Source organism: Pseudomonas sp. URIL14HWK12:I12, from assembly GCF_003097135.1.
GTDB lineage: Bacteria > Pseudomonadota > Gammaproteobacteria > Pseudomonadales > Pseudomonadaceae > Aquipseudomonas.
In genome coordinates this window covers 46,794-72,123 of sequence record NZ_QEQL01000003.1, presented here as the reverse complement: position 1 = coordinate 72,123, position 25,330 = coordinate 46,794, and the positions used below count along the sequence as shown (strand labels likewise).

General features: G+C 63.1%; 26 protein-coding genes. 17 read left to right on the top strand and 9 right to left on the bottom strand.

Features of this window, described 5'->3' with window-relative positions:
- Positions 1 to 93 precede the first annotated feature (93 nt).
- A complete protein-coding gene (locus F474_RS10450; protein ID WP_097084345.1) occupies positions 94 to 1,521 on the top strand; it encodes a PLP-dependent aminotransferase family protein in 1,428 nt (475 codons plus the stop codon).
- A 56-nt stretch (positions 1,522 to 1,577) separates the two neighbouring features.
- A complete protein-coding gene (locus F474_RS10445) occupies positions 1,578 to 3,122 on the top strand; it encodes a phospholipase D family protein (RefSeq protein ID WP_256577701.1) in 1,545 nt (514 codons plus the stop codon).
- On the opposite strand, the gene F474_RS10440 is transcribed toward F474_RS10445, so the two are convergent.
- Together F474_RS10440 and F474_RS10435 are read right to left on the bottom strand one after the other, a co-directional pair.
- Complete coding sequence (locus F474_RS10440; RefSeq protein ID WP_097084343.1) at positions 3,088 to 4,236, bottom strand: MFS transporter; 1,149 nt, start codon at positions 4,234 to 4,236, stop codon at positions 3,088 to 3,090. The genes F474_RS10445 and F474_RS10440 overlap by 35 nt on opposite strands.
- A gap of 45 nt (positions 4,237 to 4,281) precedes the next feature.
- A complete protein-coding gene (locus F474_RS10435) occupies positions 4,282 to 5,775 on the bottom strand; it encodes an aldehyde dehydrogenase (protein ID WP_097084342.1) in 1,494 nt (497 codons plus the stop codon).
- Between the two features lie 176 nt (positions 5,776 to 5,951).
- On the opposite strand from F474_RS10435, the gene F474_RS10430 reads away from it, so the two are divergent.
- Both F474_RS10430 and F474_RS10425 read left to right on the top strand, forming a co-directional pair.
- Complete coding sequence (locus F474_RS10430; RefSeq protein ID WP_097084341.1) at positions 5,952 to 6,317, top strand: cupin domain-containing protein; 366 nt, start codon at positions 5,952 to 5,954, stop codon at positions 6,315 to 6,317.
- 86 nt (positions 6,318 to 6,403) lie between these two features.
- A complete protein-coding gene (locus F474_RS10425) occupies positions 6,404 to 6,607 on the top strand; it encodes an I78 family peptidase inhibitor (RefSeq protein WP_097084340.1) in 204 nt (67 codons plus the stop codon).
- A gap of 60 nt (positions 6,608 to 6,667) precedes the next feature.
- Here F474_RS10425 and rpmG read toward each other — a convergent pair whose 3' ends face one another.
- The gene (rpmG, locus tag F474_RS10420; protein ID WP_012703270.1) at positions 6,668 to 6,823 is read right to left on the bottom strand and encodes a 50S ribosomal protein L33; all 156 of its coding nucleotides are present in this window, start codon (positions 6,821 to 6,823) and stop codon (positions 6,668 to 6,670) included.
- 11 nt (positions 6,824 to 6,834) lie between these two features.
- The gene (rpmB, locus tag F474_RS10415; protein WP_097084339.1) at positions 6,835 to 7,071 is read right to left on the bottom strand and encodes a 50S ribosomal protein L28; all 237 of its coding nucleotides are present in this window, start codon (positions 7,069 to 7,071) and stop codon (positions 6,835 to 6,837) included.
- Between the two features lie 363 nt (positions 7,072 to 7,434).
- Here rpmB and F474_RS10410 point away from each other — a divergent pair, with 363 nt between their 5' ends.
- Positions 7,435 to 9,021 carry an ABC transporter substrate-binding protein gene (locus F474_RS10410; RefSeq protein ID WP_097084338.1) on the top strand — a complete coding sequence of 529 codons (1,587 nt, stop codon included), beginning with the start codon at positions 7,435 to 7,437 and terminating at the stop codon, positions 9,019 to 9,021.
- A 3-nt stretch (positions 9,022 to 9,024) separates the two neighbouring features.
- Here the strand turns inward: F474_RS10410 and radC are convergent, their stop codons facing one another.
- Entirely contained in the window at positions 9,025 to 9,699 is a 675-nt protein-coding gene (radC, locus tag F474_RS10405) for a DNA repair protein RadC (protein ID WP_097084337.1), read from the bottom strand.
- Between the two features lie 119 nt (positions 9,700 to 9,818).
- On the opposite strand from radC, the gene coaBC reads away from it, so the two are divergent.
- From coaBC to argB, 4 genes are all read left to right on the top strand, one after another.
- Complete coding sequence (coaBC, locus tag F474_RS10400) at positions 9,819 to 11,030, top strand: bifunctional phosphopantothenoylcysteine decarboxylase/phosphopantothenate--cysteine ligase CoaBC (RefSeq protein ID WP_097084336.1); 1,212 nt, start codon at positions 9,819 to 9,821, stop codon at positions 11,028 to 11,030.
- Positions 11,031 to 11,034: 4 nt separating this feature from the next.
- A complete protein-coding gene (dut, locus tag F474_RS10395) occupies positions 11,035 to 11,490 on the top strand; it encodes a dUTP diphosphatase (RefSeq protein WP_097084335.1) in 456 nt (151 codons plus the stop codon).
- Between the two features lie 1,208 nt (positions 11,491 to 12,698).
- The gene (locus F474_RS22815) at positions 12,699 to 14,096 is read left to right on the top strand and encodes a phosphomannomutase/phosphoglucomutase (RefSeq protein WP_371916134.1); all 1,398 of its coding nucleotides are present in this window, start codon (positions 12,699 to 12,701) and stop codon (positions 14,094 to 14,096) included.
- 24 nt (positions 14,097 to 14,120) lie between these two features.
- Complete coding sequence (gene argB / locus F474_RS10385) at positions 14,121 to 15,026, top strand: acetylglutamate kinase (RefSeq protein ID WP_097084334.1); 906 nt, start codon at positions 14,121 to 14,123, stop codon at positions 15,024 to 15,026.
- 13 nt (positions 15,027 to 15,039) lie between these two features.
- On the opposite strand, the gene F474_RS10380 is transcribed toward argB, so the two are convergent.
- The gene (locus F474_RS10380) at positions 15,040 to 15,636 is read right to left on the bottom strand and encodes a DUF4124 domain-containing protein (RefSeq protein ID WP_097084333.1); all 597 of its coding nucleotides are present in this window, start codon (positions 15,634 to 15,636) and stop codon (positions 15,040 to 15,042) included.
- Positions 15,636 to 16,277, bottom strand: coding sequence for an orotate phosphoribosyltransferase (gene pyrE / locus F474_RS10375; RefSeq protein WP_097084332.1), 642 nt, complete (start codon positions 16,275 to 16,277; stop codon positions 15,636 to 15,638). The genes F474_RS10380 and pyrE overlap by 1 nt, the downstream gene beginning before the upstream one ends.
- An 81-nt stretch (positions 16,278 to 16,358) precedes the next feature.
- Here pyrE and F474_RS10370 point away from each other — a divergent pair, with 81 nt between their 5' ends.
- Positions 16,359 to 17,138, top strand: coding sequence for an exodeoxyribonuclease III (locus F474_RS10370; RefSeq protein ID WP_097084331.1), 780 nt, complete (start codon positions 16,359 to 16,361; stop codon positions 17,136 to 17,138).
- A gap of 47 nt (positions 17,139 to 17,185) precedes the next feature.
- Here the strand turns inward: F474_RS10370 and rph are convergent, their stop codons facing one another.
- Positions 17,186 to 17,911: a ribonuclease PH gene (gene rph / locus F474_RS10365; RefSeq protein ID WP_097084330.1), complete on the bottom strand. Its 726-nt coding sequence runs from the start codon at positions 17,909 to 17,911 to the stop codon at positions 17,186 to 17,188.
- Positions 17,912 to 18,086: 175 nt separating this feature from the next.
- Between rph and F474_RS10360 the strand changes: the two genes are divergently transcribed.
- The 6 genes from F474_RS10360 to F474_RS10335 all read left to right on the top strand — a co-directional run bounded on the left by F474_RS10360 (position 18,087) and on the right by F474_RS10335 (position 23,333).
- Positions 18,087 to 18,950 carry a YicC/YloC family endoribonuclease gene (locus F474_RS10360; RefSeq protein WP_097084329.1) on the top strand — a complete coding sequence of 288 codons (864 nt, stop codon included), beginning with the start codon at positions 18,087 to 18,089 and terminating at the stop codon, positions 18,948 to 18,950.
- Between the two features lie 9 nt (positions 18,951 to 18,959).
- On the top strand, positions 18,960 to 19,577 hold the full coding sequence (gene gmk, locus F474_RS10355) for a guanylate kinase (protein WP_097084328.1): 618 nt from the start codon (positions 18,960 to 18,962) through the stop codon (positions 19,575 to 19,577).
- A 120-nt stretch (positions 19,578 to 19,697) separates the two neighbouring features.
- On the top strand, positions 19,698 to 19,961 hold the full coding sequence (rpoZ, locus tag F474_RS10350; RefSeq protein ID WP_097084327.1) for a DNA-directed RNA polymerase subunit omega: 264 nt from the start codon (positions 19,698 to 19,700) through the stop codon (positions 19,959 to 19,961).
- A 56-nt stretch (positions 19,962 to 20,017) separates the two neighbouring features.
- Positions 20,018 to 22,126, top strand: a complete 2,109-nt coding sequence (gene spoT, locus F474_RS10345; RefSeq protein WP_097084326.1) for a bifunctional GTP diphosphokinase/guanosine-3',5'-bis pyrophosphate 3'-pyrophosphohydrolase — start codon at positions 20,018 to 20,020, stop codon at positions 22,124 to 22,126.
- A gap of 30 nt (positions 22,127 to 22,156) precedes the next feature.
- Positions 22,157 to 22,537, top strand: a complete 381-nt coding sequence (locus tag F474_RS10340; RefSeq protein WP_097084325.1) for a RidA family protein — start codon at positions 22,157 to 22,159, stop codon at positions 22,535 to 22,537.
- A 58-nt stretch (positions 22,538 to 22,595) separates the two neighbouring features.
- The gene (locus F474_RS10335; RefSeq protein WP_097084324.1) at positions 22,596 to 23,333 is read left to right on the top strand and encodes a hypothetical protein; all 738 of its coding nucleotides are present in this window, start codon (positions 22,596 to 22,598) and stop codon (positions 23,331 to 23,333) included.
- On the opposite strand, the gene F474_RS10330 is transcribed toward F474_RS10335, so the two are convergent.
- The gene (locus F474_RS10330) at positions 23,316 to 24,170 is read right to left on the bottom strand and encodes an SDR family oxidoreductase (protein WP_097084323.1); all 855 of its coding nucleotides are present in this window, start codon (positions 24,168 to 24,170) and stop codon (positions 23,316 to 23,318) included. The genes F474_RS10335 and F474_RS10330 overlap by 18 nt on opposite strands.
- Before the next feature lie 189 nt (positions 24,171 to 24,359).
- Between F474_RS10330 and exbB the strand changes: the two genes are divergently transcribed.
- On the top strand, positions 24,360 to 25,328 hold the full coding sequence (exbB, locus tag F474_RS10325; protein WP_097084322.1) for a tonB-system energizer ExbB: 969 nt from the start codon (positions 24,360 to 24,362) through the stop codon (positions 25,326 to 25,328).
- Positions 25,329 to 25,330 lie beyond the last annotated feature (2 nt).

Below are 25,330 nucleotides of genomic sequence, written 5' to 3'. Positions count from 1 at the left end.
ACAAAAACACATTATTTAGCATACAGATAACGAAGCGGTGGCTCTGTACGGCCATTAACGAATGTATCTGTATTGCTGCAGGGGGCTCGTCCGATGACGCTGTATGCCAAACTGGCGCAGGTGTTGCGCGAACGTATCGAGCAGGGGCTGTATCGCCCAGGCGACCGTTTACCCTCGGTGCGTTCCCTGAGCGTGGAGCACGGCGTGAGCCTGAGTACCGTGCAGCAGGCCTACCGCATACTCGAAGACGACGGCTTGGCAGAGCCGCGGCCGAAATCGGGCTATTTCGTGACAGCCAGCCGGTCCCTGCCATCGCTGCCATCGATCAGCAAGGCTACTCAGCGGCCTGTGGATATCTCGCAATGGGACCAAGTGGTCGAGCTGGTGCGGCAGCCCCCTGGCAAGCACGTGGTGCAACTGGGCCGTGGGTTGCCCGACATCTCCAGCCCTACGCTCAAGCCATTGCTGCGCAGCCTTGCTCGCCTGAGCAGGCGGCAGGACATGCCCGGCCTGTATTACGACACGCTCTATGGCACCGAAGCCTTGCGCGAGCAAGTGGCGCGCCTGCTGGTGGACGCCGGTTGCCGAGTCAGCCCTGAGGAGGTGCTGATTACCGCTGGCTGCCATGAAGCGCTGTCGTGCAGTGTGCGCGCAATTTGCCAGCCAGGAGACATCGTGGCGGTTGACTCCCCGAGCTTCTACGGCTCCATGCAGACCCTCCAGGGCCTGGGCCTCAAGGCGCTGGAAATACCGACCGACCCGCTCACCGGCATCAGCCTGGAGGCATTGGAGCTGGCACTGGAGCAATGGCCGATCAAGGCTATCCAGCTCAACCCCAACTGCAACAACCCATTCGGCTACATCATGCCCGAACCCCGTAAGCGGGAGCTGGTGAGCCTGGCACAGCGCTACGACGTGGCAATCATCGAAGATGATGTGTACGGCGACCTTGCCTATGACTACCCGCGGCCCAAGGCGATCAAGGCGTTCGACCAGGATGGCCGGGTGCTGATGTGCAGCTCGTTCTCCAAGACGCTGGCGCCGGGCTTGCGGGTGGGTTGGGTAGTGCCTGGGCGCTATCAGGAGCAGGTGACGCACATGAAGTACATCGGCAGCGGCTGCACCGCTACCCAGCCGCAACTGGCGATCGCCGATTTCGTCAGCGCCGGCCACTATGAGCCACATCTTCGGCGGATGCGCACGCAATACCAGCGCAGCCGCGACGAAATGACCGAATGGGTACGCCGCTATTTTCCAGCCAGCGCCCGGGTGACTCGCCCCAAAGGGGGCTTCATGCTGTGGATCGAGCTGCCTGAGCCCTTCGACAGCGTCGAGCTCAACGAGCGGGTAAAGCCCAAGGGCGTGCACATTGCCGTGGGCAATATCTTTTCGGCCGCGGGTAAATACCGCAACTGCCTGCGCATGAATTACGCGGCCAAGCCCAGCGCCCAGCTGGAGGCCGCCGTACGGCTGGTAGGCGAAACCGCATGCGGCCTTCTTGGCCAAACCCCGGCGGGGTAACTTGTGCCCGGCCGTATTGTCACATAGCCAATTTGCCCGGCCCCGGATCATATCTCTTGAAACGATTTGCCCTGCTTTTGCTGCTGTTCACAGCCCTGGCCGGCTGTTCCGTACATTACGGCCCGCGCCAGCCCAGCGAGATGTTGCCCGCCCAAAGCTCGGGGCTGGGGCGCCAGATCATGGCCCAGAGCCAGGCACATGGCGGCCAGTCGGGCTTTCACCTGCTGCCGCGCAGTGGCGACGCCTTCGGTGCGCGTGCCGAGCTCATCCATAACGCTCAGCGCAGCATCGACCTGCAGTACTACATCGTGCATGACGGCCTCAGCACCCGGGCGCTGCTCAACGAGCTCTTGGCCGCAGCCGACCGGGGGGTGCGCGTGCGCATCCTGCTCGACGACACCACCAGCGACGGCCTGGATGACCTGCTGGCAGCCCTGGCCAGCCATCCGGGCGTCGAAGTGCGGCTGTTCAACCCACTGCACCTGGGCCGCGCCAACGGCATGACCCGCGGCCTGGGCCGCTTGATGAACCTGTCGACCCAACACCGGCGCATGCACAACAAACTGATGATCGCCGATGACAGCGCCGCTGTAGTGGGCGGTCGTAACATCGGCGACGAGTACTTCGACGCCGAGCCGAACCTGAACTTCACCGACATGGACCTGCTGGGCACCGGCCCTGTAGCCCAGCAACTGGGCTACAGCTTCGACCAGTACTGGAACAGCCGCCTCAGCCGGCCGATTGGCGAGGTTTACGGGGCGCCCTCCAGCAGCAAGGCGCTGGCACGGCTGCGTACCGACTTGCAGGTGTCGCTCAAGCAAGCGCAGGTCAAGCGCAAGGCGCTTTATGACCGGCTGATGGCCTGGCAGCAACGGCCCCTGCTCGACCAGTGGCGCGAGCAACTGATATGGGCCAACGCTCAGGTGCTGTGGGATGCGCCGAGCAAGATTCTGTCGCGTGGCGAGCCTGATCCTCATCTGTTGCTTACCACCCAGTTGGCGCCTGAACTGCTGAAAGTGAACCAGGAGCTGGTGCTGGTCTCTGCCTACTTTGTGCCCCGCGAAACCGGCCTTCTGTACCTGACCGGGCGCGCTGATGCCGGCGTGCGCGTCAGCCTGCTCACCAATTCGCTGGAGGCTACCGATGTGCCCGCCGTGCATGGCGGCTACGCGCCGTATCGCAAGGCGCTGCTCGAACATGGGGTCAAGCTCTACGAGCTGCGGCGGCAGCCGGGTGACGAAGGCAAGTTCAGCTACCGGCTGCACGGCAGCTCCGACTCGAGCCTGCATACCAAAGCGATTATCCTGGACCAGCGCAAAGTGTTTCTCGGCTCGTTCAACTTCGACCCACGTTCGGTGCTGTGGAACACCGAGGTGGGCGTGATGGTAGACAGCCCGCAGCTGGCGCACGAAGCACGGGCGCTGGCGCTGCAAGGGATGTCGCCTACCCTGAGCTATCAGGTGAAGCTGGCGAACGGGCAACTGGTATGGGTGACCGAAGACGGAGGCCAGCTGCACACGTTGACCAAAGAGCCTGGCGGCTGGTGGCGAAGCTTCAACGCCTGGGTCAGCAAGGCGGTCGGGCTGGAGCGAATGCTGTAGCGTTCACTCGGCTCAGCACCACCAGAATGGCTGCGCCTGCGGCCATCATCCACGGCAGCGCATGGCCCGTCAGCCATTGGCTGCCGGCACCGGCCAACAAGGGGCCGAGCAGACAACCCAGGCCCCACAACTGAGCCACATGTGCGTTTGCGCGCACCAGCTCATCGTCGCGAAAGCGCTCGCCAATCAGCACCAACGCCAAGGTGAACAGGCCGCCTGCGCTGGCACCGAACACCACCCACAGTGGCCAGATCGACCAGTGATGGATGGCCAGCGGGATGATCAGGCTCGACAGCGTCAGCATGACCGCGCACCCCATGAACAGGCCTCCCCGCGACATGCGATCGGCCAGCGCGCCGATGGGCAACTGCAGGAACGCATCGCCCAGCACCACGGCGCTGACCATGTACAGTGCGATCTGCGTTGAATACCCCTGTTGCAGGCAGTAAACCGGCAGCAGCGTAAGAATCAGTGCTTCGAACCCTGCAAACAACGCAATGGCCCAGGCGATGCTGGGCAGGCGCTGGCAAAAGCGCGCCAGCTGGCCAAAGGTCACACGGGTGGCCTCTGCTGAGGGGGCGCCGCTGCGGCCAGCCAGCAGTACCGGAGCGACCAGCAGCAAGGTAGTGGCCAGCCAGAAGCCATAGTCGTGGCCGGTGCCGATAGCCCCCAGCAATAAGGGGCCGGCCAACTGGCTCAGGGCATAGCTGCAGCCATACAGCGCGACCAGCCGGCCGCGCCACTGCTCGACCACCAGTTGGTTGATCCAGCTTTCACCGAGGATGAACACCAGCGTGAGAATGCTGCCCAGCATCAGTCGCAGCACTACCCACAGCGGGTAGCTCGGCAGCAATGCCAGCAGCGCGATGGACACCGCACCGCCCACCAGGCAGTAGCGCATCAGCCGGGCCGTGCCGACCCAGGCGGCCAGGCGGCTGGACAGCGAAGCTCCCAGCAGCACACCCACCGCAGGCATGGCAGCCATCACCCCGATGGCGAAGGCGCCGTAGCCCCAGGCCTGGAGCCGTAGCGATACCAGCGGCATGCTCATGCCCAGCGCCAGCCCGACACTGAGCACCGATGCCAATACCGCGAAATAAGTCCCCCAGCGCATCGCCAGTCCCTCGGCGCGAGCCGAGGGCCGCGCATTGCGTGTGAGTCAGAGCTTGATCCAGGTCGCCTTGAGCTCGGTGTATTTGTCGAACGCGTGCAGCGATTTGTCGCGGCCATTGCCCGATTGCTTGAACCCACCGAACGGTGCGGTCATGTCACCGCCATCGTACTGGTTCACCCAAACGCTGCCTGCGCGCAGGGCCTTGGCGGTGAGGTGAGCCTTGGAAATGTCAGCGCTCCACACGGCCGCTGCCAGGCCATAAGGCGTGTCGTTGGCAATCGCCACGGCTTCTTCGGCGGTGTCGAACTCCAATACCGACAACACCGGGCCGAAAATCTCTTCCTTGGCGATGCGCATGGCATTGGTTACGCCGTCGAAGATGGTCGGCTCCACGTAGGTACCGCCGGTGTCTTCCATGATGCGCTTGCCGCCGACCACCAGCTTGGCACCTTCGCTGTGACCGGCATCGATATAGCCAAGCACCGTGTTCATCTGCTGGCCGTCTACCAAGGCACCTACGTTCGTGGCAGGGTCCAGTGGGTTGCCTGGCTTCCAGGCCTGCAACGCTTCGACCACCATCGGCAGGAAACGCGCCTTGATCGAGCGCTCTACCAAGAGCCGTGAGCCTGCGGTGCACACCTCACCCTGGTTGAAGGCGATGGCGCTGGCAGCGGCTTCGGCAGCCGCCTGCAGGTCAGGAGCGTCGGCAAACACGATGTTGGGGCTCTTGCCGCCGGCCTCCAGCCACACCCGCTTCATGTTCGATTCACCTGCATACACCATCAGTTGCTTGGCGATCTTGCTGGAGCCCGTGAATACCACCGTATCGACGTCCATGTGCAGGGCCAAGGCCTTGCCTACCGTGTGGCCGTAGCCGGGCAGCACGTTGAGCACGCCTTTGGGAATGCCGGCCTCGATCGCCAGTTGCGCCACACGCAACGCGGTGAGGGGGGATTTTTCAGAAGGTTTGAGCACCACCGAGTTGCCAGTAGCCAGCGCCGGCCCAAGCTTCCAGCTGGCCATCATCAGCGGGAAGTTCCACGGTACGATGGCAGCGACCACGCCTACCGGCTCGCGCGTGACCAGGCCCAGCTGATCGTGGGGCGTCGCGGCAACTTCGTCGTAGAGCTTGTCGATCGCCTCGCCGCTCCAGGCCAGGGCATTGGCCGAGCCTGCCACATCGATGTTCAACGAGTCGCTGATCGGTTTGCCCATGTCCAGGGTCTCGAGCAGCGCCAGCTCCTCGGCATGCTCACTGATCAGCGCGGCGAAGCGAATCAGCGTAGCCTTGCGTTTGGCCGGCGCCAGGCGCGACCACACACCTGAATCGAATACCTTGCGGGCATTTTCCACGGCGCGGTTGGCATCGGCCAGGTCACAGCTGGCCACCTTGGCCAAGAGGCGACCATCGATGGGGCTCAGGCAATCGAACACGGCTTTGTCTGCCGCATCGGTGTACTGGCCGTCGATGAAGGCGCGGCCTTCGATCTTCAGGGTCAGAGCGCGCTGCTCCCAATCGGAACGGGTCAGGGTGGTCATGGAGGTCTCCTGTGATGAAAGCGCGGGCCGCCGAAAGGCAGGCTGCGGTGGAAAGAGGCCCGTACAGCTTAGACGATCACCCGCTTGCACGGCCATGGCGATTTTCAATATTTTTGACAAAGAGCCAGAATTTATCCATAAGCGTATTTTTTATTAAACACTCTAGAGCCCTGACCATGAACATCGATGCCATCGTGGATTTTGCCGCTTCTACGCCCGCCGCCGAGCGCTATACCCCGGCGCAGGAGAAGGTGCTGGCCGGCCAGCCAGCGCAAACGGTGTACAACCACTACTCCAGCCCATGCGCGCAATTTCACGCCGGCGTTTGGGAAGGCGAGTGTGGCAAATGGCTGGTCAATTACACCGAACACGAATACTGCGAGATCACCCAAGGCGTGTCGGTGATCCGTGATACAGACGGCAATGCACGCACGGTGCGAGCAGGTGATCGCTTCGTGATTCCGGCGGGGTTTCGTGGCAGTTGGGAAGTGCTGGAAGCCTGTCGCAAGGTTTACGTGCTGTTCGAGGCCCGTGAGCAATAAGTCTTCCTCGAAGGGCCCGCTCCTGCTTGAGCATCTGACCTTGCCCGGCCTAGTTGGGCAGGGCATTCATGCACAAGGAGGTTCACATGAACAACGATGCTGTCCGCACCACGCTGGCGCACCTGGTCGGCACTGTCTACACCTCGCACACCAAGGCGACCATCAGCGCCCTGACTGGGCGCCTGCGCGTGGTAGGCCCAGGCGAAATCAGCACCCGGGAATTCGACCCACAGCGCATTCACATCCAGGCGGATGATCAGGGCAGGATCCTCGGGTTCGTCTTCGCCTGACGCTGGCCTGAAACGAAAAAACCGCTCCTGGGAGCGGTTTTTTCTTGGGAAACAAGACCATTACTTGATCTTGGCTTCCTTGTAGATCACGTGCTTACGAACGACCGGATCGTACTTCTTGATTTCGATCTTGTCGGGGGTAGTACGTTTGTTCTTGTCGGTGGTGTAGAAGTGGCCAGTACCAGCGCTCGACACCAGACGGATCAATTCACGCATGATTCTCTCCCTTAAACCTTCTGACCAGCGCGACGCAGGTCAACCAGAACGGCTTCGATGCCGCGCTTGTCGATGATGCGCATGCCTTTTGCGGAAACGCGCAGACGCACGAAACGCTTCTCGGACTCGACCCAGAAGCGGTGATGCTGCAGGTTCGGCAGGAAACGACGACGGGTTTTGTTGTTTGCGTGGGAAATGTTGTTCCCGGTTACCGGACCCTTACCGGTAACTTGACAGACTCTCGACATGCCTCAGCCCTCTAAACCACATGCCCAACCCGGCATGGGTTGGCCGCTTAATCTCTAGTCATTGGCGCCAAGGCGCCGTAATCCGGGGCGCTGAAGAGGGCTCGCCACCTGTGCGAACGCCATGACCCCGGAAAAGAGCGCTGCTTTATACCAGAAAGGCGGGCGCACAACAACAGCGCCCACCGCTGAAAACTTACCAGGGTGCCGCGCGGTCCATGCCCATGGGCGCTGCGCTCAAATGACCGCTCGTCGAGGCTTGCATACAAAGTTTTCGTGACAGGCCGCCGCCCACGGCTCTAGGGTAGAGCCTTTACCAGACTGCACAGGCAGATGGCCGTTATCTCATAGCCAAGGAACCGACCCATGCGTCTCGCGATCAAGCCGCTGCTGCTGGCCTGCTTCATGCTTCCCTTCGCCGTCCAGGCCAAGCCCCTTAGCGTGTGCACCGAAGCCAGCCCCGAGGGCTTCGATGTGGTGCAGTACAACTCCCTGACCACCACCAACGCCTCGGCGGACGTGCTGATGAACCGCCTGGTAGAGTTCGACGCCAAAGCCGGCAAGGTGGTCCCGAGCCTGGCCGACAGCTGGGCGGTTTCCCCCGATGGCCTGCAGTACACCTTCAAGCTGCACCCCGGCGTGAAATTTCACACCACGCCGTATTTCAAACCCACGCGTACGCTTGATGCCAGTGACGTGCTACAGAGCTTCCAGCGCATGCTCGACCCAGCCAACCCCTGGCATAAGGTGGCCCAGAGCGGTTACCCGCACGCGCAGTCTATGCAGCTTCCGGCGCTGATCAAGGCCATCGACGCGCCGGACCCGATGACGGTGCGTTTTACTCTCAACCACCCTGAGGCCACCTTCCTGGCAACGCTGAGCATGGGCTTTGCGTCCATCTACTCGGCTGAATATCAGGCTCAGCTGCTCAAGGCTGGCACGCCCGAGAAGCTCAACACCCAGCCCATCGGCACCGGCCCGTTCGTGTTCGGCCGGTATCAGAAAGACGCGGTGATTCGCTACAAGGCCAACCCCGACTACTTTGCCGGCAAGCCTGCCTCAGACCCGCTGATCTTTGCCATCACCACGGACCCAACCGTGCGCCTGCAACGGCTCAAGGCGGGTGAATGCCAGATCGCATTGTCGCCCAAGCCCCAGGACATCGCCGTCGCTGCCCAGGACAGCAACCTCAAAACGGTGAAGACGCCGGCCTTCATGACCGCTTTCGTGGCGCTCAATACCCAACACCCCCCCCTGGACAAGCCAGAGGTGCGCCAAGCTATCAATCTGGCCTTCGATAAGACCAGCTACCTCAAGGCGGTGTTCGAAGGCACCGCCGACAAAGCGGACGGGATCTACCCGCCTACCACCTGGAGCTACGACAAGAGCGCCACGCACTACGCCTACGCGCCCGACAAAGCTCGCGCGCTGCTCGCCAAGGCCGGCCTCAAGGATGGCTTCAGCACCACGATCTGGACCCGCCCGACGGGCAGCCTGCTCAACCCTAACCCGGCCCTGGGCGCGCAGATGCTGCAGGCGGATCTGGCCAAGGTGGGCATCAAGGCCGAGATCCGCGTACTGGAATGGGGCGAGCTGATCCGCCGCGGCAAGGCCGGAGAACACGACCTGCTGTTCATGGGCTGGTCGGGTGACAATGGCGACCCTGATAACTTCCTCAGCCCCCAGTTCAGTTGCGCGGCGGTGCAGTCGGGTACCAACTTTGCCCGTTACTGCAGCCCGGAGCTGGACAAGCTCATCAGCCAGGGCAAGGCGACCACTGATCAAGCCAAGCGCTCGGCGCTGTACCAGAAGGCCCAGGCACTGATCGCCGACCAGGCCCTGTGGGTGCCGCTGGCTCACCCGACCGTCACGGTGCTTGAGCGGTCGGGCGTCGAAGGCTACGTGCCCAGCCCCTTCGGCCGGCAAGACTTCGCGCCCGTGCGCGCCGACTGATGGCTACATCAGCCCCTTGGCGAGCATCGACAGCGGCTCGCCATCGCCGACGATGAAATGGTCGAGCACCCGCACGTCGACCAGCCCCAGCGCATCGCGAATGCGGTGTGTGAGGGCGACGTCGGCCTTGCTGGGTTCGGCCACCCCTGACGGGTGGTTATGGCACAGGATCAAGGCGGCCGCGTTATGCGCCAGCGCCCGCTTGACCACCTGGCGCGGGTAGACGCTGGCACTGTCTATCGAGCCGTGGAACAGGGCCTCATAGGCCAGCACGCGGTGGCGCGCATCGAGAAACAGGCAGGCGAAGACTTCGTGGGGTTCATGGCGCAGCGTCGCTTTCAGGTAGTCGCGCACTGCGCCAGGGCTCTCCAGCGCACCGCCGCGCGACAGCGTGGTCGCCAAGTGCCGGCGGGCCATTTCAAGCACTGCCTGAAGCAGTGTGTACTTGGCATTGCCCAAGCCTGGGATGGCGCAGAAACTCGCGCTATCGGCTTCGAGCAGGCCTCGCAGCCCTCCGAAATGCTGCAATACCAGGCGCGCCAGATCGACTGCACTGTGCCCCCGCACCCCAGTGCGCAGAAAGATCGCCAGCAGCTCGGCGTCTGAAAGGCTGGCCGCGCCATAGGCCAGCAGTTTCTCCCTTGGCCGCTCCTGCGCAGGCCAATCACGTATGCTCATGGGTCGCTCCTTGCTCACTGGGCTGGCCGCTGTTCCGTCAACGGCGCTGTGGTATCTTAGCCCGGTTTCTACGCGGCGCCCGGCGCTGCGTGCCTCTCCTCCGAAACCAAGGCAGGCTTATGCAGCGGCTGTATCGAAAACGCATCGTACTTGGCGTTGGCGGCGGCATCGCCGCCTACAAAAGCGCAGAGCTGGTACGGCGCCTTCTGGAGCACGGCGCCGAAGTGCGCGTGGTAATGACCCGCGGCGGCAGTGAATTCATCACGCCCCTGACCCTGCAAGCGCTGTCGGGCCATCCTGTGCACATGGACCTGCTCGACCCGGCGGCCGAAGCCGCCATGGGCCATATCGAGCTCGCCCGCTGGGCAGACCTGGTGCTCATCGCCCCGGCAACCGCTGACCTGATCGCGCGCCTGGCCCAAGGCCTGGCCAATGACCTTCTCACCACCCTGGTGCTGGCCACCGATGCAACCGTCGCGTTGGCGCCGGCCATGAACCAGGCCATGTGGCGCGACCCGGCCACCCAGGAAAACCTCGAGCGCCTCGTTGGGCGCGGCATGAAGCTCTTCGGCCCGGCGGCCGGCAGCCAGGCCTGCGGCGACGTAGGCCTGGGCCGTATGCTTGAGCCCACCGAACTGGCGCTGTGCGCTGCCGAGTGCTTCCAGCACCTGGCGCTCACCGGCAAGCACGTACTGATCACTGCGGGCCCCACCCAGGAAAACATCGACCCGGTGCGTTACATCACCAACCACAGCTCAGGCAAGATGGGCTTCGCATTGGCCGAGGCGGCCGTCGAAGCGGGTGCCCGGGTGACGCTGGTTACCGGCCCAGTCCACCTGCCCACACCTGACCGCGCACAGCGGGTCGATGTGGTCAGCGCCCGTGACATGCTCGCGGCCTGTGAGGCGGCAATGCCATGTGACATCTTCATCGCCTCGGCCGCTGTGGCCGACTACCGCCCCGAAGTGGTAGCGCCGCACAAGCTCAAGAAAGACCCCACCACCGGTGACGGCATGCTCCTGCAGATGGTGCGTAACCCGGACATCCTGGCCACCGTTGCCGGCCGCCCGGACCGCCCCTTCAGCGTCGGCTTCGCCGCCGAAACCGAACACCTGCTCGACTACGCGGCGCGCAAGCTCAAGGACAAGAACCTCGACTTGATCGTCGCCAACGACGTCGCCAACCCGAGCATCGGTTTCAATAGCGAGGAAAACGCCTGCAGCGTCATTGACCGCGCGCTCCACATCCAGATGTTGGCGCAGACCAGCAAGGGCAAGATCGCCCGCCAGCTGGTCGCGCTGATCGCCGAACGAACCTCCCAGGCCTCCTAAGACCATGCACGCACTGCAAGCCAAGATCCTCGACCCCCGCCTGGGCAGCGAATTCCCGCTGCCTGCCTATGCCACGCAAGGCTCCGCCGGCCTCGACCTGCGCGCTATGCTTGCGCAAAGCGCCACCCTTGAGCCGGGTCAGACCTTGCTGATCCCCACGGGCCTTTCCATCTACATTGCCGACCCGAATCTTGCCGCGCTGGTATTGCCGCGCTCAGGCCTGGGCCACAAGCACGGCATCGTGCTGGGCAACCTGGTGGGTTTGATCGATTCCGACTACCAAGGCGAGCTGATGGTGTCGTGCTGGAACCGTGGCCAGAGCGCTTTCACCATTCCGGTGGGCGAGCGTATCGCACAGCTGGTGCTGGTCCCGGTGGTGCAAGCGCGCTTTGAGCTGGTGGAAACATTCGACGAAAGCCAGCGCGGCAGCGGCGGGTTCGGCCATACCGGGACCCATTGAGGCGCGTTTTTTCAGGAAGATTCTCGCGGAGACGCTCAGTGAAAGGCATCGCACGTAAAGCCGTACAGCAAGCCCCTTCGGCCGGTGTCGAGCCCGCCGACAACCTGGCGTCTCTGATGCGCCCCGCCATGATCATCGCTGTGCTTGGCGTGCTGATCGCTGCCGTGCTCATCTGGGTCGGCCTGCCCGGCCCCTCACAGCAAGCCTGGCGTTGGCAACTGGCACAAAGCTTTGGTAACGCCCAGGCCAGCAGCGTGCGCCAGGCCTTGGCCCAGTTGAGTGCCGACACCCAGGCGGCTGCAACTGACCCAGCGCTGGCAGCGGTGCTGCAGAGCGGTGACACCGCGCGGTTGCGCAATGCCGAGACGGCCTTGCGCTTTCGCGACGGCGTGATCGACGCTGTGCTCACCCCCAGCGGCCAGGGCGTGCCCGACGACACCCGCGCCGCGCCGATCACCTATGCCACCCTCGACCTGATGCGCCGTGCCGAGAGCGGCCCGCAGCCGCTGGAGGCGCGCCAGGTGGGCCAGCGCTGGTTGGTGTACGGCGCCGCACCGGTGCGCAGCGGCGAACGGGTGGTCGGCAGCCTGGTGCTGGTCTTCGACATGCAGCGCCTGGCTCGCAGCCTGCCGCCCATGGCCGCCGATGCCGGGCTGTTCCAGGTGCAGCAGCGCTTTGCCGATACCGCGCCGATGACCCTGCTGCAACGCGGCAATACCGCCCAGGGTCCCTCCAGTGATTACGAGCTGGGCAACGCCAACTGGAGCGCACGTTTCACTGCCGGCAGTGCCTTCGAAGCGCCCTTGCCGTGGCTGAGCTGGGTGCTGATGGCAGTGGCGGCGCTGGTGGCGCTCGGCGCCTTCTGGTTAGGCGCGTCGCTGGCCGTGGGCAAGCTGCGCAGCCTGGTACGCGAAGACGCCCGACAATTGGCCCAGCTGATCCAAGAACTATCCGGCGGCAAAGCCGTCAAAGCGTTCAGTCTGCGCCTGGCAGAGCTGAACGGGCTCGCAGCGAGCCTTGCTCGCTTCTCCGTTCGCGACCGCCCGACCAGCCCCGCCGCCAAAGCGGGCAGCACTCGCGACACGGGCAGCGATGCCCAGGGCGCACCGGCACCCAGCTGGGTAACCCCGTCGCTCAAGGACTCTGAAATTCTCGACGTCGATATCCTCGACGATCAGGACCCCCTGCGAATGGAGCACCCTCTCGCTATGAACAGCATTGCAAACGCCGCCCCCACGCTGCCTGCCAGCATCTTCCGCGCCTATGACATCCGCGGCATCGTTGGCGATACGCTGACTGCCGAAACTGCGTACTGGATCGGCCGGGCCATCGGCTCGCAAAGCATTTCCCAGGGTGAGCCCCACGTTTCGGTGGGGCGCGATGGCCGGCTGTCGGGGCCGGAGCTGGTCGCGCAACTGATCCAGGGCCTGGCCGATGCTGGCTGCCATGTCAGTGACGTAGGCCTGGTGCCCACTGGCGCGCTGTATTTCGCGGCCAACGTGCTCAAAGGCAAGTCGGGCGTGATGCTCACCGGCAGCCACAACCCCTCGAACTACAACGGTTTCAAGATCATCATCGCGGGCGACACCCTGGCCAACGAGCAGATCCAGAAGCTGTATCAGCGCATTCGCGACAATGACCTGGCCAGCGGCCAGGGCAGCGTTGAAAAGGTCGACATCCTGTCGCAGTACGAGGCCTACATCCGCAAGGACATCGCCCTGGCGCGCAAGCTCAAGGTGGTAGTGGACTGCGGCAACGGCGTTGGCGGCGTGATCGCCCCGCAGCTGATCGAAGCATTGGGTTGTGAAGTGATTCCGCTGTTCAGCGAAGTCGATGGCAACTTCCCCAACCACCACCCCGACCCGGGCAAGCTGGAAAACCTCGAAGACCTCATCGCCAAGGTCAACGAAACCGGTGCCGACCTGGGCCTGGCTTTCGACGGCGATGCCGATCGCGTCGGCGTGATCACCAACAAGGGCAACGTTGTTTTCCCTGACCGTTTCCTGATGCTGCTGGCGCAGGACGTGCTGTCGCGCAACCCGGGCGCGGATGTGATCTTCGACGTCAAGTGCAGCCGCCGCCTGACCCCGTTGATCAGCGGTTGGGGTGGCCGCCCGGTGATGTGGAAGACCGGCCACTCGCTGATCAAGAAGAAGATCCGCGAAAGCGGCGCCCTGCTTGCCGGTGAAATGAGCGGCCATATCTTCTTCAAAGAGCGCTGGTTCGGCTTTGACGACGGTATCTACGCTGCCGCCCGCCTGCTGGAAATTCTCAGCCAGAAGAAAGAGACCGCCGAGGCGGTGTTCGATACCTTCCCGAATGATGTTTCCACTCCGGAAATCAACATTAATGTGACCGAAGAAGGTAAATTCGCCATCATTGATGCGTTGCAAAAAGACGCCCAGTGGGGCGAGGCGAACCTGACCACCATTGACGGTGTTCGAGTCGACTATCCCAAGGGCTGGGGCCTGGTTCGTGCATCGAATACAACCCCGGTATTGGTGCTGCGCTTTGAAGCCGACGACGAAGTTGAGATCGAGCGGATCAAATCCGTTTTCCGTGAACAGCTCAAGGCGGTGCAGCCCGACATTCAAATCCCGTTCTGATCATTCCCTCACCAGGAGCCCTGCATGACCCTCGATCGCGATGCCGCCGCCAACGTTGCCAAGGTACTGTCTGAAGCGTTGCCCTACATTCGACGCTTCGTCGGCAAGACACTGGTGATCAAGTACGGTGGCAACGCCATGGAAAGCGAGGAGCTCAAAACAGGCTTCGCTCGTGATGTGGTGTTGATGAAAGCGGTCGGTATAAACCCGGTGGTCGTGCACGGCGGCGGGCCGCAGATCGGTGATCTGCTCAAGCGCCTGGAGATCGAGAGCCATTTCGTCGACGGGATGCGCGTTACCGATGCCAAGACCATGGACGTGGTGGAAATGGTGCTTGGGGGTCAGGTCAACAAGAGTATCGTGACCTTGATCAACCGCCATGGCGGCAGCGCGATCGGCTTGACCGGCAAGGACGCCGAGCTGATCCGCGCGCGCAAGTTGACCGTCACTCGCCAGACCCCGGAAATGACCAAGCCGGAAATTATCGACATTGGCCATGTGGGTGAAGTCGCCAGCGTTAATACCGACCTGCTGAACATGCTGGTCAAGGGCGATTTCATTCCGGTGATCGCGCCCATCGGCGTGGGCGCCAACGGCGAGTCGTACAACATCAACGCCGACCTGGTGGCGGGCAAGGTGGCCGAGGCCTTGCAGGCTGAGAAGCTGCTTCTGCTGACCAACATTGCCGGCCTGATGGACAAGGACGGCAAGGTACTGACTGGCCTGACTACCGAGCAGGTCGACGGCCTGATTGCCGACGGCACCATCTACGGCGGCATGCTGCCGAAGATTCGCTGCGCACTGGAAGCAGTGCAGGGCGGTGTCACCAGCTCGCACATCATCGATGGCCGCGTGCCCAATGCCGTGCTGCTGGAGATCTTCACCGACAGCGGCGTTGGCACGCTGATCAGCAATCGCAAGCACGCCTGAAGCCGAGCGGTGCTCACTGATTGGTCAGTAGTGTTTCCAACCTGGCCCGCTGCTGTTCGTAGCTGGCTGCCAGGCTAATTTTTTGCTGCTCGAACCCGGCTAACTGCTGGCCTATTTCGGCCTGTTGCCGGCGCACGCTGTCGATCTGGCCCCCCAGCGCTGCGGGCACCGGCTGATTGCTACGCTCGATGGCCGCTGCCTGGCTCTGCAACGACGCCTGCTGCTGCTGAAGCAGTTGCAGGCGGTTTCGGGCAAGGCTGGCCTGGTTGTCCAAATCAGCCAGGCGCCGGGTTTTCTCTTTATCCAGATCTTCGAGGGACGGATAGCGATCGAGCAGTTCGCTGTCGGCCTGAGCCTTGGCCTGCGCCGCCTGGCGAACCTGTAGCTCGGCAGCGGTGGGCGCAGGGGCGACGGTCTGGATCACCCGGCCCTGGGTATTGAGCACCTGGTAGCCTTTGGAGACATATTCCGGAGGTACGCCCTGCGTATCGAGTACCGTGACACCGCGGCTGTCGGTGTAACGGTAGAGGCGCACGCCCGGCGCGTCGCCGGGCGCGGCCAGCGACCAGCCTGGCACAGCCAGCACCGCCACCAGCAGCCAGCGGCGCATCAGATACCGTACTGCGCGCGATAGGCTTCGACGGCGGGCAGGTGTTGCTTGAGCTGGGCGTCGTCGGCCAGGTATTCGAGCACTTGGTCGAGCGAGACGATGCTCACCACTGGAATACCGAAATCACGCTCCACTTCCTGGATTGCCGAAAGCTCAGCCTTGCCACGCTCCTGTCGGTTCAGCGCGATGAGCACACCAGCAGCCCGCGCCTGCTGAGCGGTGATGATCTGCATCACTTCACGGATGGCGGTACCTGCAGTGATTACGTCGTCGATGATGAGCACGTCGCCGGTGAGCGCCGCGCCCACCAGGCTGCCACCTTCGCCGTGATCCTTGGCTTCCTTGCGGTTGAAGCACCATGGCACATCGCGCTGATGCTGCTCGGCCAGCGCGACCGCGGTGGCCGATGCCAAGGGGATGCCTTTGTAGGCGGGGCCGAACAGCACGTCGAATGCCAGGCCGCTTTCAACCACGGCCGCAGCGTAATACTTGCCCAGTTGCGCCAGTGCGCTGCCGGTATTGAACAGGCCGGCATTGAAGAAGTAGGGGCTGGTGCGGCCCGACTTCAAAGTGAACTCACCGAAACGCAGAACACCGCGTTCGATGGCAAAACGAATGAATTCGCGCTGATAGGCGTGCATGTAAAAGCCCCGGATACTACGGATTTAGCTAATTAAGTTGACCTCGGGTATCATACACGCACGAGATTTACGAGGCCATTTATGCGGATCATCAGTGTGAACGTTAATGGGATTCAGGCAGCGGTCGAGCGCGGTTTGCTCAGTTGGCTGCAAGCCCAGAATGCCGACGTCATCTGCGTGCAGGATACCCGCGCTTCCGCCTTCGAACTGGACGATTCAGCCTACCAACTGGACGGCTATTTCCTGTATGCCGCTGATGCCGAAGTCCCTGCCCAGGGTGGTGTCGCGTTGTATTCCCGTTTGCAGCCGAAAGCGATCATCAACGGTCTTGGGTTCGAAACCTGCGACCGCTTCGGGCGTTACCTGCAAGCCGATTTCGACAAGGTCAGCATCGCGACCTTGCTCTTTCCTTCCGGGCGGGGCGGCGATGAAGACCTGAATCAAAAATTCAAGTTGATGGACGACTTCGCGCGCTACATGGACAAACAACGCCGCAAGCGCCGCGAATATATCTATTGCGGCTCGCTCTACGTGGCGCAGCAGAAACTCGACGTGAAGAACTGGCGCGACAGCCAGCAGTCGCCAGGCTTCCTGGCGCCGGAGCGCGCCTGGATGGACGAGATCGTCGGCACCATGGGGTATGTGGACGCGCTGCGCGAAGTCAGCCGCGAGGGTGATCAATACAGTTGGTGGCCCGACAGCGAGCAAGCCGAGATGCTTAATCTGGGCTGGCGCTTCGACTACCAGTTGCTCACCCCTGGCCTGCGTCGCTTCGTGCGCAATGCCCGGCTGCCGCGCCAACCGCGCTTCAGCCAGCACGCGCCGTTCATTGTCGACTATGACTGGACGCTGACCATCTAAGCCTCAAGCTACAAGCTCAATGCTGGTAGCTCGAGGTTTGCAGCTTCTCAGGCGTCTTCCAATGCCGCTTTCTGTACCGCGAACAGCTCGGTAACGCCTTTTTGGGCCAATGCCAGCATGGCATTGAGCTCGACGGGCTGGAACGGTGCGCCTTCGGCAGTGCCTTGCACTTCGATGAAGCCCCCTTCGCTGGTCATCACCACGTTCAGGTCCGTTTCGGCGGCAGAGTCTTCGAGGTAGTCCAGGTCGAGCACTGGCTCGCCTTGATAGATGCCTACCGACACGGCGCCGATCATCTGCTTGAGCGGGTCGCCATGCTTGAGGCCACCGCGCTTCTTCACCACCTTGAGTGCATCCACCAGGGCCACCATGGCGCCAGTGATGGACGCGGTACGGGTGCCGCCGTCGGCCTGGATCACATCGCAGTCGACATAGAGCGTGATGTCGCCCAGCTTGGTCATGTCCAAGGCTGCGCGCAGCGAGCGGCCGATCAGGCGCTGGATCTCCAGAGTGCGGCCTCCCTGCTTGCCCTTGCTGGCTTCGCGCTGGTTACGCTCGCCGGTGGCGCGCGGCAGCATGCCGTATTCAGCGGTCAGCCAGCCTTGCCCCTGGCCTTTGAGAAAGCGCGGCACCCCGCTCTCGACGCTGACGGTACACACCACCTTGGTGTCGCCGAACTCCACCAGCACCGACCCTTCGGCGTGCTTGGTGTAATGGCGGGTGATGCGGATCGGGCGGAGTTGATCGGCGGCGCGACCGCTTGGACGTTTCATCTGGATACCTGTAGCTGGCGGAAAACGAGGCGACAGTATAGGGCTCAAGTCGCCAGGGTCACACCCCGGGGTTGCTCCGGTTTGGGAGAGCATGCACCGTTAGGCTACACTTCACCGCCTCGCATCCACTGGCCGTGAACGATTCGTGGCCCTGCCCTTTCTGGAGAACCGTGCCATGATCCACAGCATGACCGCCTTCGCGCGGGCCGAACGCGCCAGCGCCCACGGCACCCTCAGCTGGGAAGTGCGCTCGGTGAACCATCGTTACCTCGAGCCTCACCTGCGCCTGCCCGATGCCCTGCGCGACCTGGAAGGCGCTGTACGCGATGTGCTGCGCCAGCAGCTTTCGCGCGGCAAGGTCGAGTGCACCCTGCGCCTGGTCGAAGAAACCAGCCGCGCCGCGCCGAAGGTCGACACGGCCCGCGCCACTCAATTGATCGCTGCAGCCGAAGCGGTATCAGCCCTGATCGCCCGCCCTGCGCCGATCAACCCGCTCGAGGTTCTGGGCTGGCCGGGCGTGCTGCAGAGCGAAGGCGCCGACCTGCAAGCGCTGAGCGAGCAGGCCACGGCGTTATTCTCCGAGGTGCTGGCCGAGTTGAAGGCGGGGCGCGAGCGCGAAGGCCAGGAGCTCGCACGGCTGATTGGCGAGCGCCTTGACGCCATGCAATCGGAGGTGGCTGCATTGCGCGCCCTGGTCCCTCAGATGTTGGCGCTGCAACGGCAGAAGATTCTCGACCGCTTCACCGAGCTCAAGGCGGAGGTCGACCCTCAGCGGCTCGAGCAGGAACTTGTGCTGCTGGCCCAGAAGAGCGATGTCGCCGAAGAGCTGGACCGCCTCAGCACCCATATCCAGGAAGTGCGGCGAGTGCTCAAGGCCGGCGGCGCTGCTGGCAGGCGCCTGGACTTTCTGATGCAGGAACTCAACCGCGAGGCGAACACCCTGGGCTCCAAGGCGTTCGACCCACGCAGCACGCAAGCGGCGGTCAACCTGAAGGTGCTGATCGAGCAGATGCGTGAACAAGTGCAGAACATTGAATAAGGCCCAGCCATGACCCAAAGTACCGGAACCCTCTATATCGTTTCCGCGCCGTCTGGCGCCGGCAAGACCAGCCTGGTCAAGGCCCTGATCGACGCTCAACCCGACATTCGCGTCTCTGTGTCGCACACCACCCGTGCCATGCGCCCGGGCGAAGCCGATGGTGTGAATTACCATTTCGTTAGCCGCGAGGCCTTCCTGGCGCTGGTCGAAAAAGGTGACTTCCTCGAACACGCCGAGGTGTTCGGCAACCTGTACGGCACCTCCCGGAGCACGCTGGAGCAGACCCTGCAAAGCGGCATCGACCTGATCCTGGAGATCGACTGGCAGGGCAGCGAACAGGTGCGCCGGCAGATTCCCGGCACCCGCTCGATCTTCATCCTGCCACCGAGCCGGCAAGCGCTGCGCCAGCGCCTGACCAATCGCGGCCAGGACAGCGATGAGATCATCGAAGGGCGCATGCGTGAAGCGGTGAGCGAAATGCAGCACCATGTCGAGTACGATTACCTGGTGATCAATGACGATTTCGCCACCGCGCTGGAAGACCTCAAGGCGATCTTCCGCGCCAATCGACTCCAGCATAAACTGCAGGCTCAACGCCATGGAGCGTTGCTGAGCGAGCTGCTGTAAAGCGTCGCCGCCCGCGCCACCGGGCGGTAGCCCCTTCCATTAATGGCGGCGTTTTTCTAGACTATCGAGTCCGCTCGCCCGTTCTGGGCGCTGCCCACTGTATTCGCTACGAGGAACACCATGGCTCGCGTGACCGTTGAAGACTGCCTTGACCACGTCGATAACCGCTTCGAGCTGGTCATGCTCGCGACCAAGCGCTCGCGCCAATTGGCTACCGGCGGCAAAGAGCCGAAGGTAGGTTGGGAGAACGACAAGCCGACCGTTGTGGCGCTGCGCGAAATCGCAGCAGGCCTGGTCGACTACGACGTGATTGCCGAAGCCGAAATCGTCGATGAAGAGCCGCTGTTCACCGCCTTCGAGGACGACACCAACGAGGCCATCTGATACATGCCCAGTCGACCGCAGCCGGCCACCGCGCCGCGCAGGCAGGAGCGCTGATCTTGCCCGGCATTGACGCACTCGCCGATCGCCTGTCGACTTACCTCGGCAAGGACCAGATCAACCTGGTCCGCCGAGCGTATTATTACGCCGAGCAAGCCCATGACGGCCAACGCCGTCGCAGCGGCGAACCCTACGTCACGCACCCGCTGGCGGTGGCCAATATCCTGGCCGACATGCACATGGACCATCAAAGCCTGATGGCCGCCATGCTCCATGATGTGATCGAAGACACCGGCATCGCCAAGGAAGCACTGAGCTCCCAGTTTGGCGAAACCGTCGCCGAACTCGTCGACGGGGTCAGCAAGCTGACCCAGATGAACTTCGAAACCAAGGCCGAAGCTCAGGCCGAGAACTTCCAGAAAATGGCCATGGCCATGGCACGCGACATACGCGTGATCCTGGTCAAGCTGGCCGACCGCTTGCACAACATGCGCACCCTGGAAGTGCTCTCCGGCGAAAAACGCCGGCGCATCGCCAAGGAAACCCTGGAGATCTACGCCCCCATCGCCAATCGCCTGGGCATGCACAACGTGCGCGTGGAATTCGAAGACCTGGGTTTCCAGGCGATGTACCCGATGCGCTCGGAGCGCATTCACCAGGCGGTGAAGCGCGCACGGGGCAACCGCAAGGAAATCGTCGCCAAGATCGAGCAGTCCCTCAAGCACTGCCTGGGCGTCGACGGCATCGATGGTGATGTCAGTGGCCGCCAGAAGCACCTGTACGGCATCTACAACAAGATGCGTGGCAAGCGCCGGGCGTTCACCGAAATCATGGACGTCTACGCCTTCCGCATCGTGGTCGACAAGGTCGACACCTGCTACCGGGTGCTTGGCGCGGTGCATAACCTGTACAAGCCACTGCCGGGGCGCTTCAAAGACTACATCGCCATTCCCAAGGCCAACGGCTACCAATCGTTGCACACCACGCTGTTCGGCATGCACGGCGTGCCCATCGAGATCCAGATCCGCACGCGGGAAATGGAAGAGATGGCCAACAACGGTATCGCCGCGCACTGGCTGTACAAGTCCAACGAGAACGAGCAGCCCAAGAGCAGCCACGCCCGGGCGCGGCAGTGGGTCAAGGGCGTGCTCGAGCTGCAACAACGCGCCGGTAACTCGCTGGAGTTCATCGAAAGCGTCAAGATCGACCTGTTCCCTGACGAGGTCTACGTGTTCACCCCGAAGGGGCGAATCATGGAGCTGCCCAAGGGCTCGACCGCCGTCGACTTCGCCTATGCCGTGCACACCGACGTGGGCAACAGCTGTATCGCCTGCCGAATCAACCGCCGCCTGGCGCCGTTGTCCGAGCCGCTGCAGAGCGGCTCCACGGTGGAGATCGTCAGCGCCCCGGGGGCTCGGCCCAACCCCGCCTGGCTCAATTTCGTGGTCACCGGCAAGGCACGCACCCATATCCGCCACGCGCTGAAGCTGCAGCGCCGCTCCGAGTCCATCAGCCTGGGCGAGCGCCTGCTCAACAAGGTGCTCGGCGGTTTCGACAGCAGCCTTGAGAAGATTCCAGCTGAGCGCATTCAGGTCGCACTGGGCGAGTACAAGGTCGAGGTGATCGAAGACCTGCTCGAAGACATCGGGCTGGGCAACCGCATGGCCTATGTGGTCGCACGCCGCCTCCTGGCTTGCGAAAACGACCAACTGCCCAGCCCCGAGGGCCCCCTGGCAATCCGCGGAACCGAGGGCCTGGTGCTCAGCTATGCCAAGTGCTGCACGCCGATTCCGGGCGACCCTATCGTCGGCCACCTGTCGGCTGGCAAGGGCATGGTCGTTCACTTGGAGAATTGCCGGAACATCAGCGAAATCCGCCACAACCCTGAGAAGTGCATCCAGCTGTCATGGGCCAAGGACGTCACCGGCGAGTTCAACGTCGAACTGCGTGTGGAGCTGGAGCATCAGCGCGGCCTGATTGCTCTGCTCGCCAGCAGCGTCAACGCTGCCGACGGCAACATCGAGAAAATCAGCATGGACGAACGCGATGGCCGCATCAGCGTCGTCCAGCTGGTGGTCAGTGTTCACGACCGCGTGCATCTGGCACGGGTCATCAAGAAATTGCGCGCCCTTGCCGGCGTGATTCGCATCACTCGCATGCGCGCTTGAGGCGCATGCCCCTCGTTCAAGGAGATCCGCATGAGCAAGAGCGTCATTCACAGCGACAAGGCCCCCGCCGCCATCGGCACCTACTCCCAGGCCATCAAGGCGGGTAACACCGTGTACATGTCTGGCCAGATCCCGCTCGACCCGGCCACCATGGAGCTGGTCGAGGGCTTCGAAGCCCAGGCCGTGCAGGTGTTTGAAAACCTCAAGTCCGTCGCTGAAGCAGCCGGTGGCTCGCTCAAGGACGTGGTCAAGCTCAACATTTTCCTCACTGACCTCGGTAACTTCGCCACCGTCAACGAGGTGATGGGCCGTTATTTCCAGCAGCCCTACCCTGCTCGTGCCGCTATCGGCGTGGCTGCGCTGCCGAAGGGCTCGCAGGTCGAAATGGACGCGATTCTGGTACTGGAATAAGCTCGCCGCGGGGTGCCTGCGCGCCCCGCTTCCTCTCTCGACGCGCAAGGACCTTCGCATGCGCCATACGTTGCCCGCCCTGGCCCTGCTGGCATTGCTCAGCGGCTGCGCCAGCCACTCGGTGACCGACCCTAGCGGCACCTGGATCAACCAGAACGCCATCGACGACGCGGTCAAAGGTGGCAACCTGCGCCAGGCGCTGCTGGCCGACGGGCCGAACCTTGAATGGAAAATCGACGGCAAGGCCAAGGAAGCCACCTTCAGCAACGGCTTCGAGCTGGGTGAAGGCAGCCTAGGCCAGAGCGGGGCCGGCCAGTGGAATGTAGACATCTACGGCAGTGGCCAGGAAACCCTGACCATCGATGGCAGCCACCTGACCCAAGCCGCCACCGACAACGGGCCGGAGCAGCATTTTGTAAAGGCCGATACCAAGGACCAGCCTGACGCGCCGCCCGGAGCGGTGTTCGAAGCGCGCCTGTATCAGGCCTTCCTGGGTGGGCAATGGTCGATCGCTGACGGCCAGGGCACCGGCGCCACGGTGGTGTTTCACCCCGACGGGCGCGTTGAAGGCCTGCCAGGCCTGGACCGCTATGCCCTGTGCCTGGCGGGTGACTGCGCTGCCATGAGTGGGGAATACGACAGCATGTGGCTGGAGCGCGACAAAATGGGCGACGCGTATATCTTCCGCCGTGACGGCAAGCGCCTGGAAATCCTGGAGACGGTCAACACCGCCGGCAATGACGAGATGCCAAACCTGCAACCCGGCGCACGCCGCTGGCTACTCCAACGTCAATAGCTCGGCATAGCCATCCTGATAGCTCCTGTACCTGGGCACCCAGCCCAGGGCGCGGGCCCGGGCGTTGCTGCAGCGCTTGCTGCCGGTACGGCGAATGCTCTGTTCGCCACTGGTGTGCGTGACTCCCATGCGCTGGCGCAGCCAGGCCACAACCTCCGCCAATGCCACCGGGGCGTCGTCCACCCCCAGATAACAATCCTCGACTGCTTTGCCTTGGGCATCGGCCTGCAGCAGGAACGCGATCAACCCTGCGGCGTCGTCTGCATGAATGCGATTGGCATAGACCGGCGGCATTTCGCTGACCGCGAACCCCTGGCGCACCTGATTCAGAAGCCGTGCCCGGCCTGGGCCGTAGATGCCGCTCAGGCGCACCACGGTGGCCGGTGCTGTGCCGGTATGGGCCAGGGCCTCGGCCTCGAGCATGATTTTGCCCGAATACCCCGAGGGTTCGGTCGGCGACTGCTCATCGACCCACTCACCCGCCGCCTGTGCATACACACCGCTGCTGGAGACAAACACAAAGCGCCTGGGCTGCTGCCCTGCCTGCACCAACCAGCTCAGCGTATGCCGCAAACCCTCGACGTAAGCCTGCCGATAGCCGGCTTCATCGTGCTGGCTGGCCGCCACGCAATACACCACGTAATCAAGCGGCCCTTCTGGCCATGCAGCAGGCATGGCCGGGCTGGCCAGGTCAGCCGGCACAGGCACGACACCCGCCGGCAACCGTGTGGTATCGCGGCGCAGCCCGTGAACGAGCCAGCCCGCCGCAAGCAGCGCCTGCGCCAGACGGCCGCCGACATCACCGCACCCGACCAGTAGAACGGTTGGTGAGCCCATCAAAACACCTCTTTTGAATTGGAAAGTAACCACTAGGCGACGACGGTGGCTGAAAAAAAATCATTTAACAACTTTTGCTAACAAGAATTAATTGCAATAATGCCGGGCCATTTGTCCCAAGGTGGCGGCGCTGCCAGCCGCGCTTTTACACCACGACAGCTACCTCATTCTTTACCAGGTCCGGCCAGCATGAATCACGAAACCTCGAACGCTTCGCCAACCCTATTTTCTCGCCAGCCTCGCGCCTGGGGCGCCATTGCAGCGCTGCTGATGGGCTTGGCGGTGACGTCCGTGGCTCAGGCCGATGAACCTGCAAATGCCCATACAGCCCCGGCCGCCGCCAGTGCTCCCGCCCCTGAAGCGGCTGCCCCAACGGCAACCGAAGCACCGGCCGCCGACGGCACTGCCAGCAACGCCGTACCGGTGCAGGCTCAGGACACCACCCTGGGCATGGGCAACGACCTGTCCCCATGGGGCATGTACCAGCACGCCGACGTCGTGGTCAAAACCGTGATGATCGGCCTGGCCATCGCCTCGATCATCACCTGGACCATCTGGATCGCCAAAGGCCTGGAGCTGCTGGGCGCCAAGCGCCGCGCGCGCCGCGAAATCGCCATGCTCAAGCAGGCCACCAGCCTCAAGGCCGCAGGCGATGCCGCCAACAAGCAAGGCACCCTGGCCCACCTGTTGGTGCACGACGCGATGGAAGAGATGCATCTGTCGGCCGATACCCGCGAAAAGGAAGGCATCAAGGAGCGCGTGAGTTTCCGCATGGAGCGCCTGGTAGCGGCCTGCGGCCGCAACATGAGCGCTGGCACCGGCGTGCTCGCCACCATCGGCTCGACGGCTCCGTTCGTAGGCCTGTTCGGCACCGTATGGGGGATCATGAACAGCTTCATCGGCATCGCCAAAACCCAGACCACCAACCTGGCAGTGGTAGCGCCCGGGATCGCCGAAGCCTTGCTGGCAACGGCCATCGGTCTGGTTGCAGCCATTCCGGCGGTGGTGATCTACAACGTCTTCGCCCGCTCTATCACCAACTACAAGGCCATGGTCGCCGATGCCTCGGCCCAGGTGCTGTTGCTGGTCAGCCGCGACCTGGACCGCCAGCCTGCCGGTGAGCGCAGCAGCCATCCGCACATGGTAAAAGTGGGGTAAGC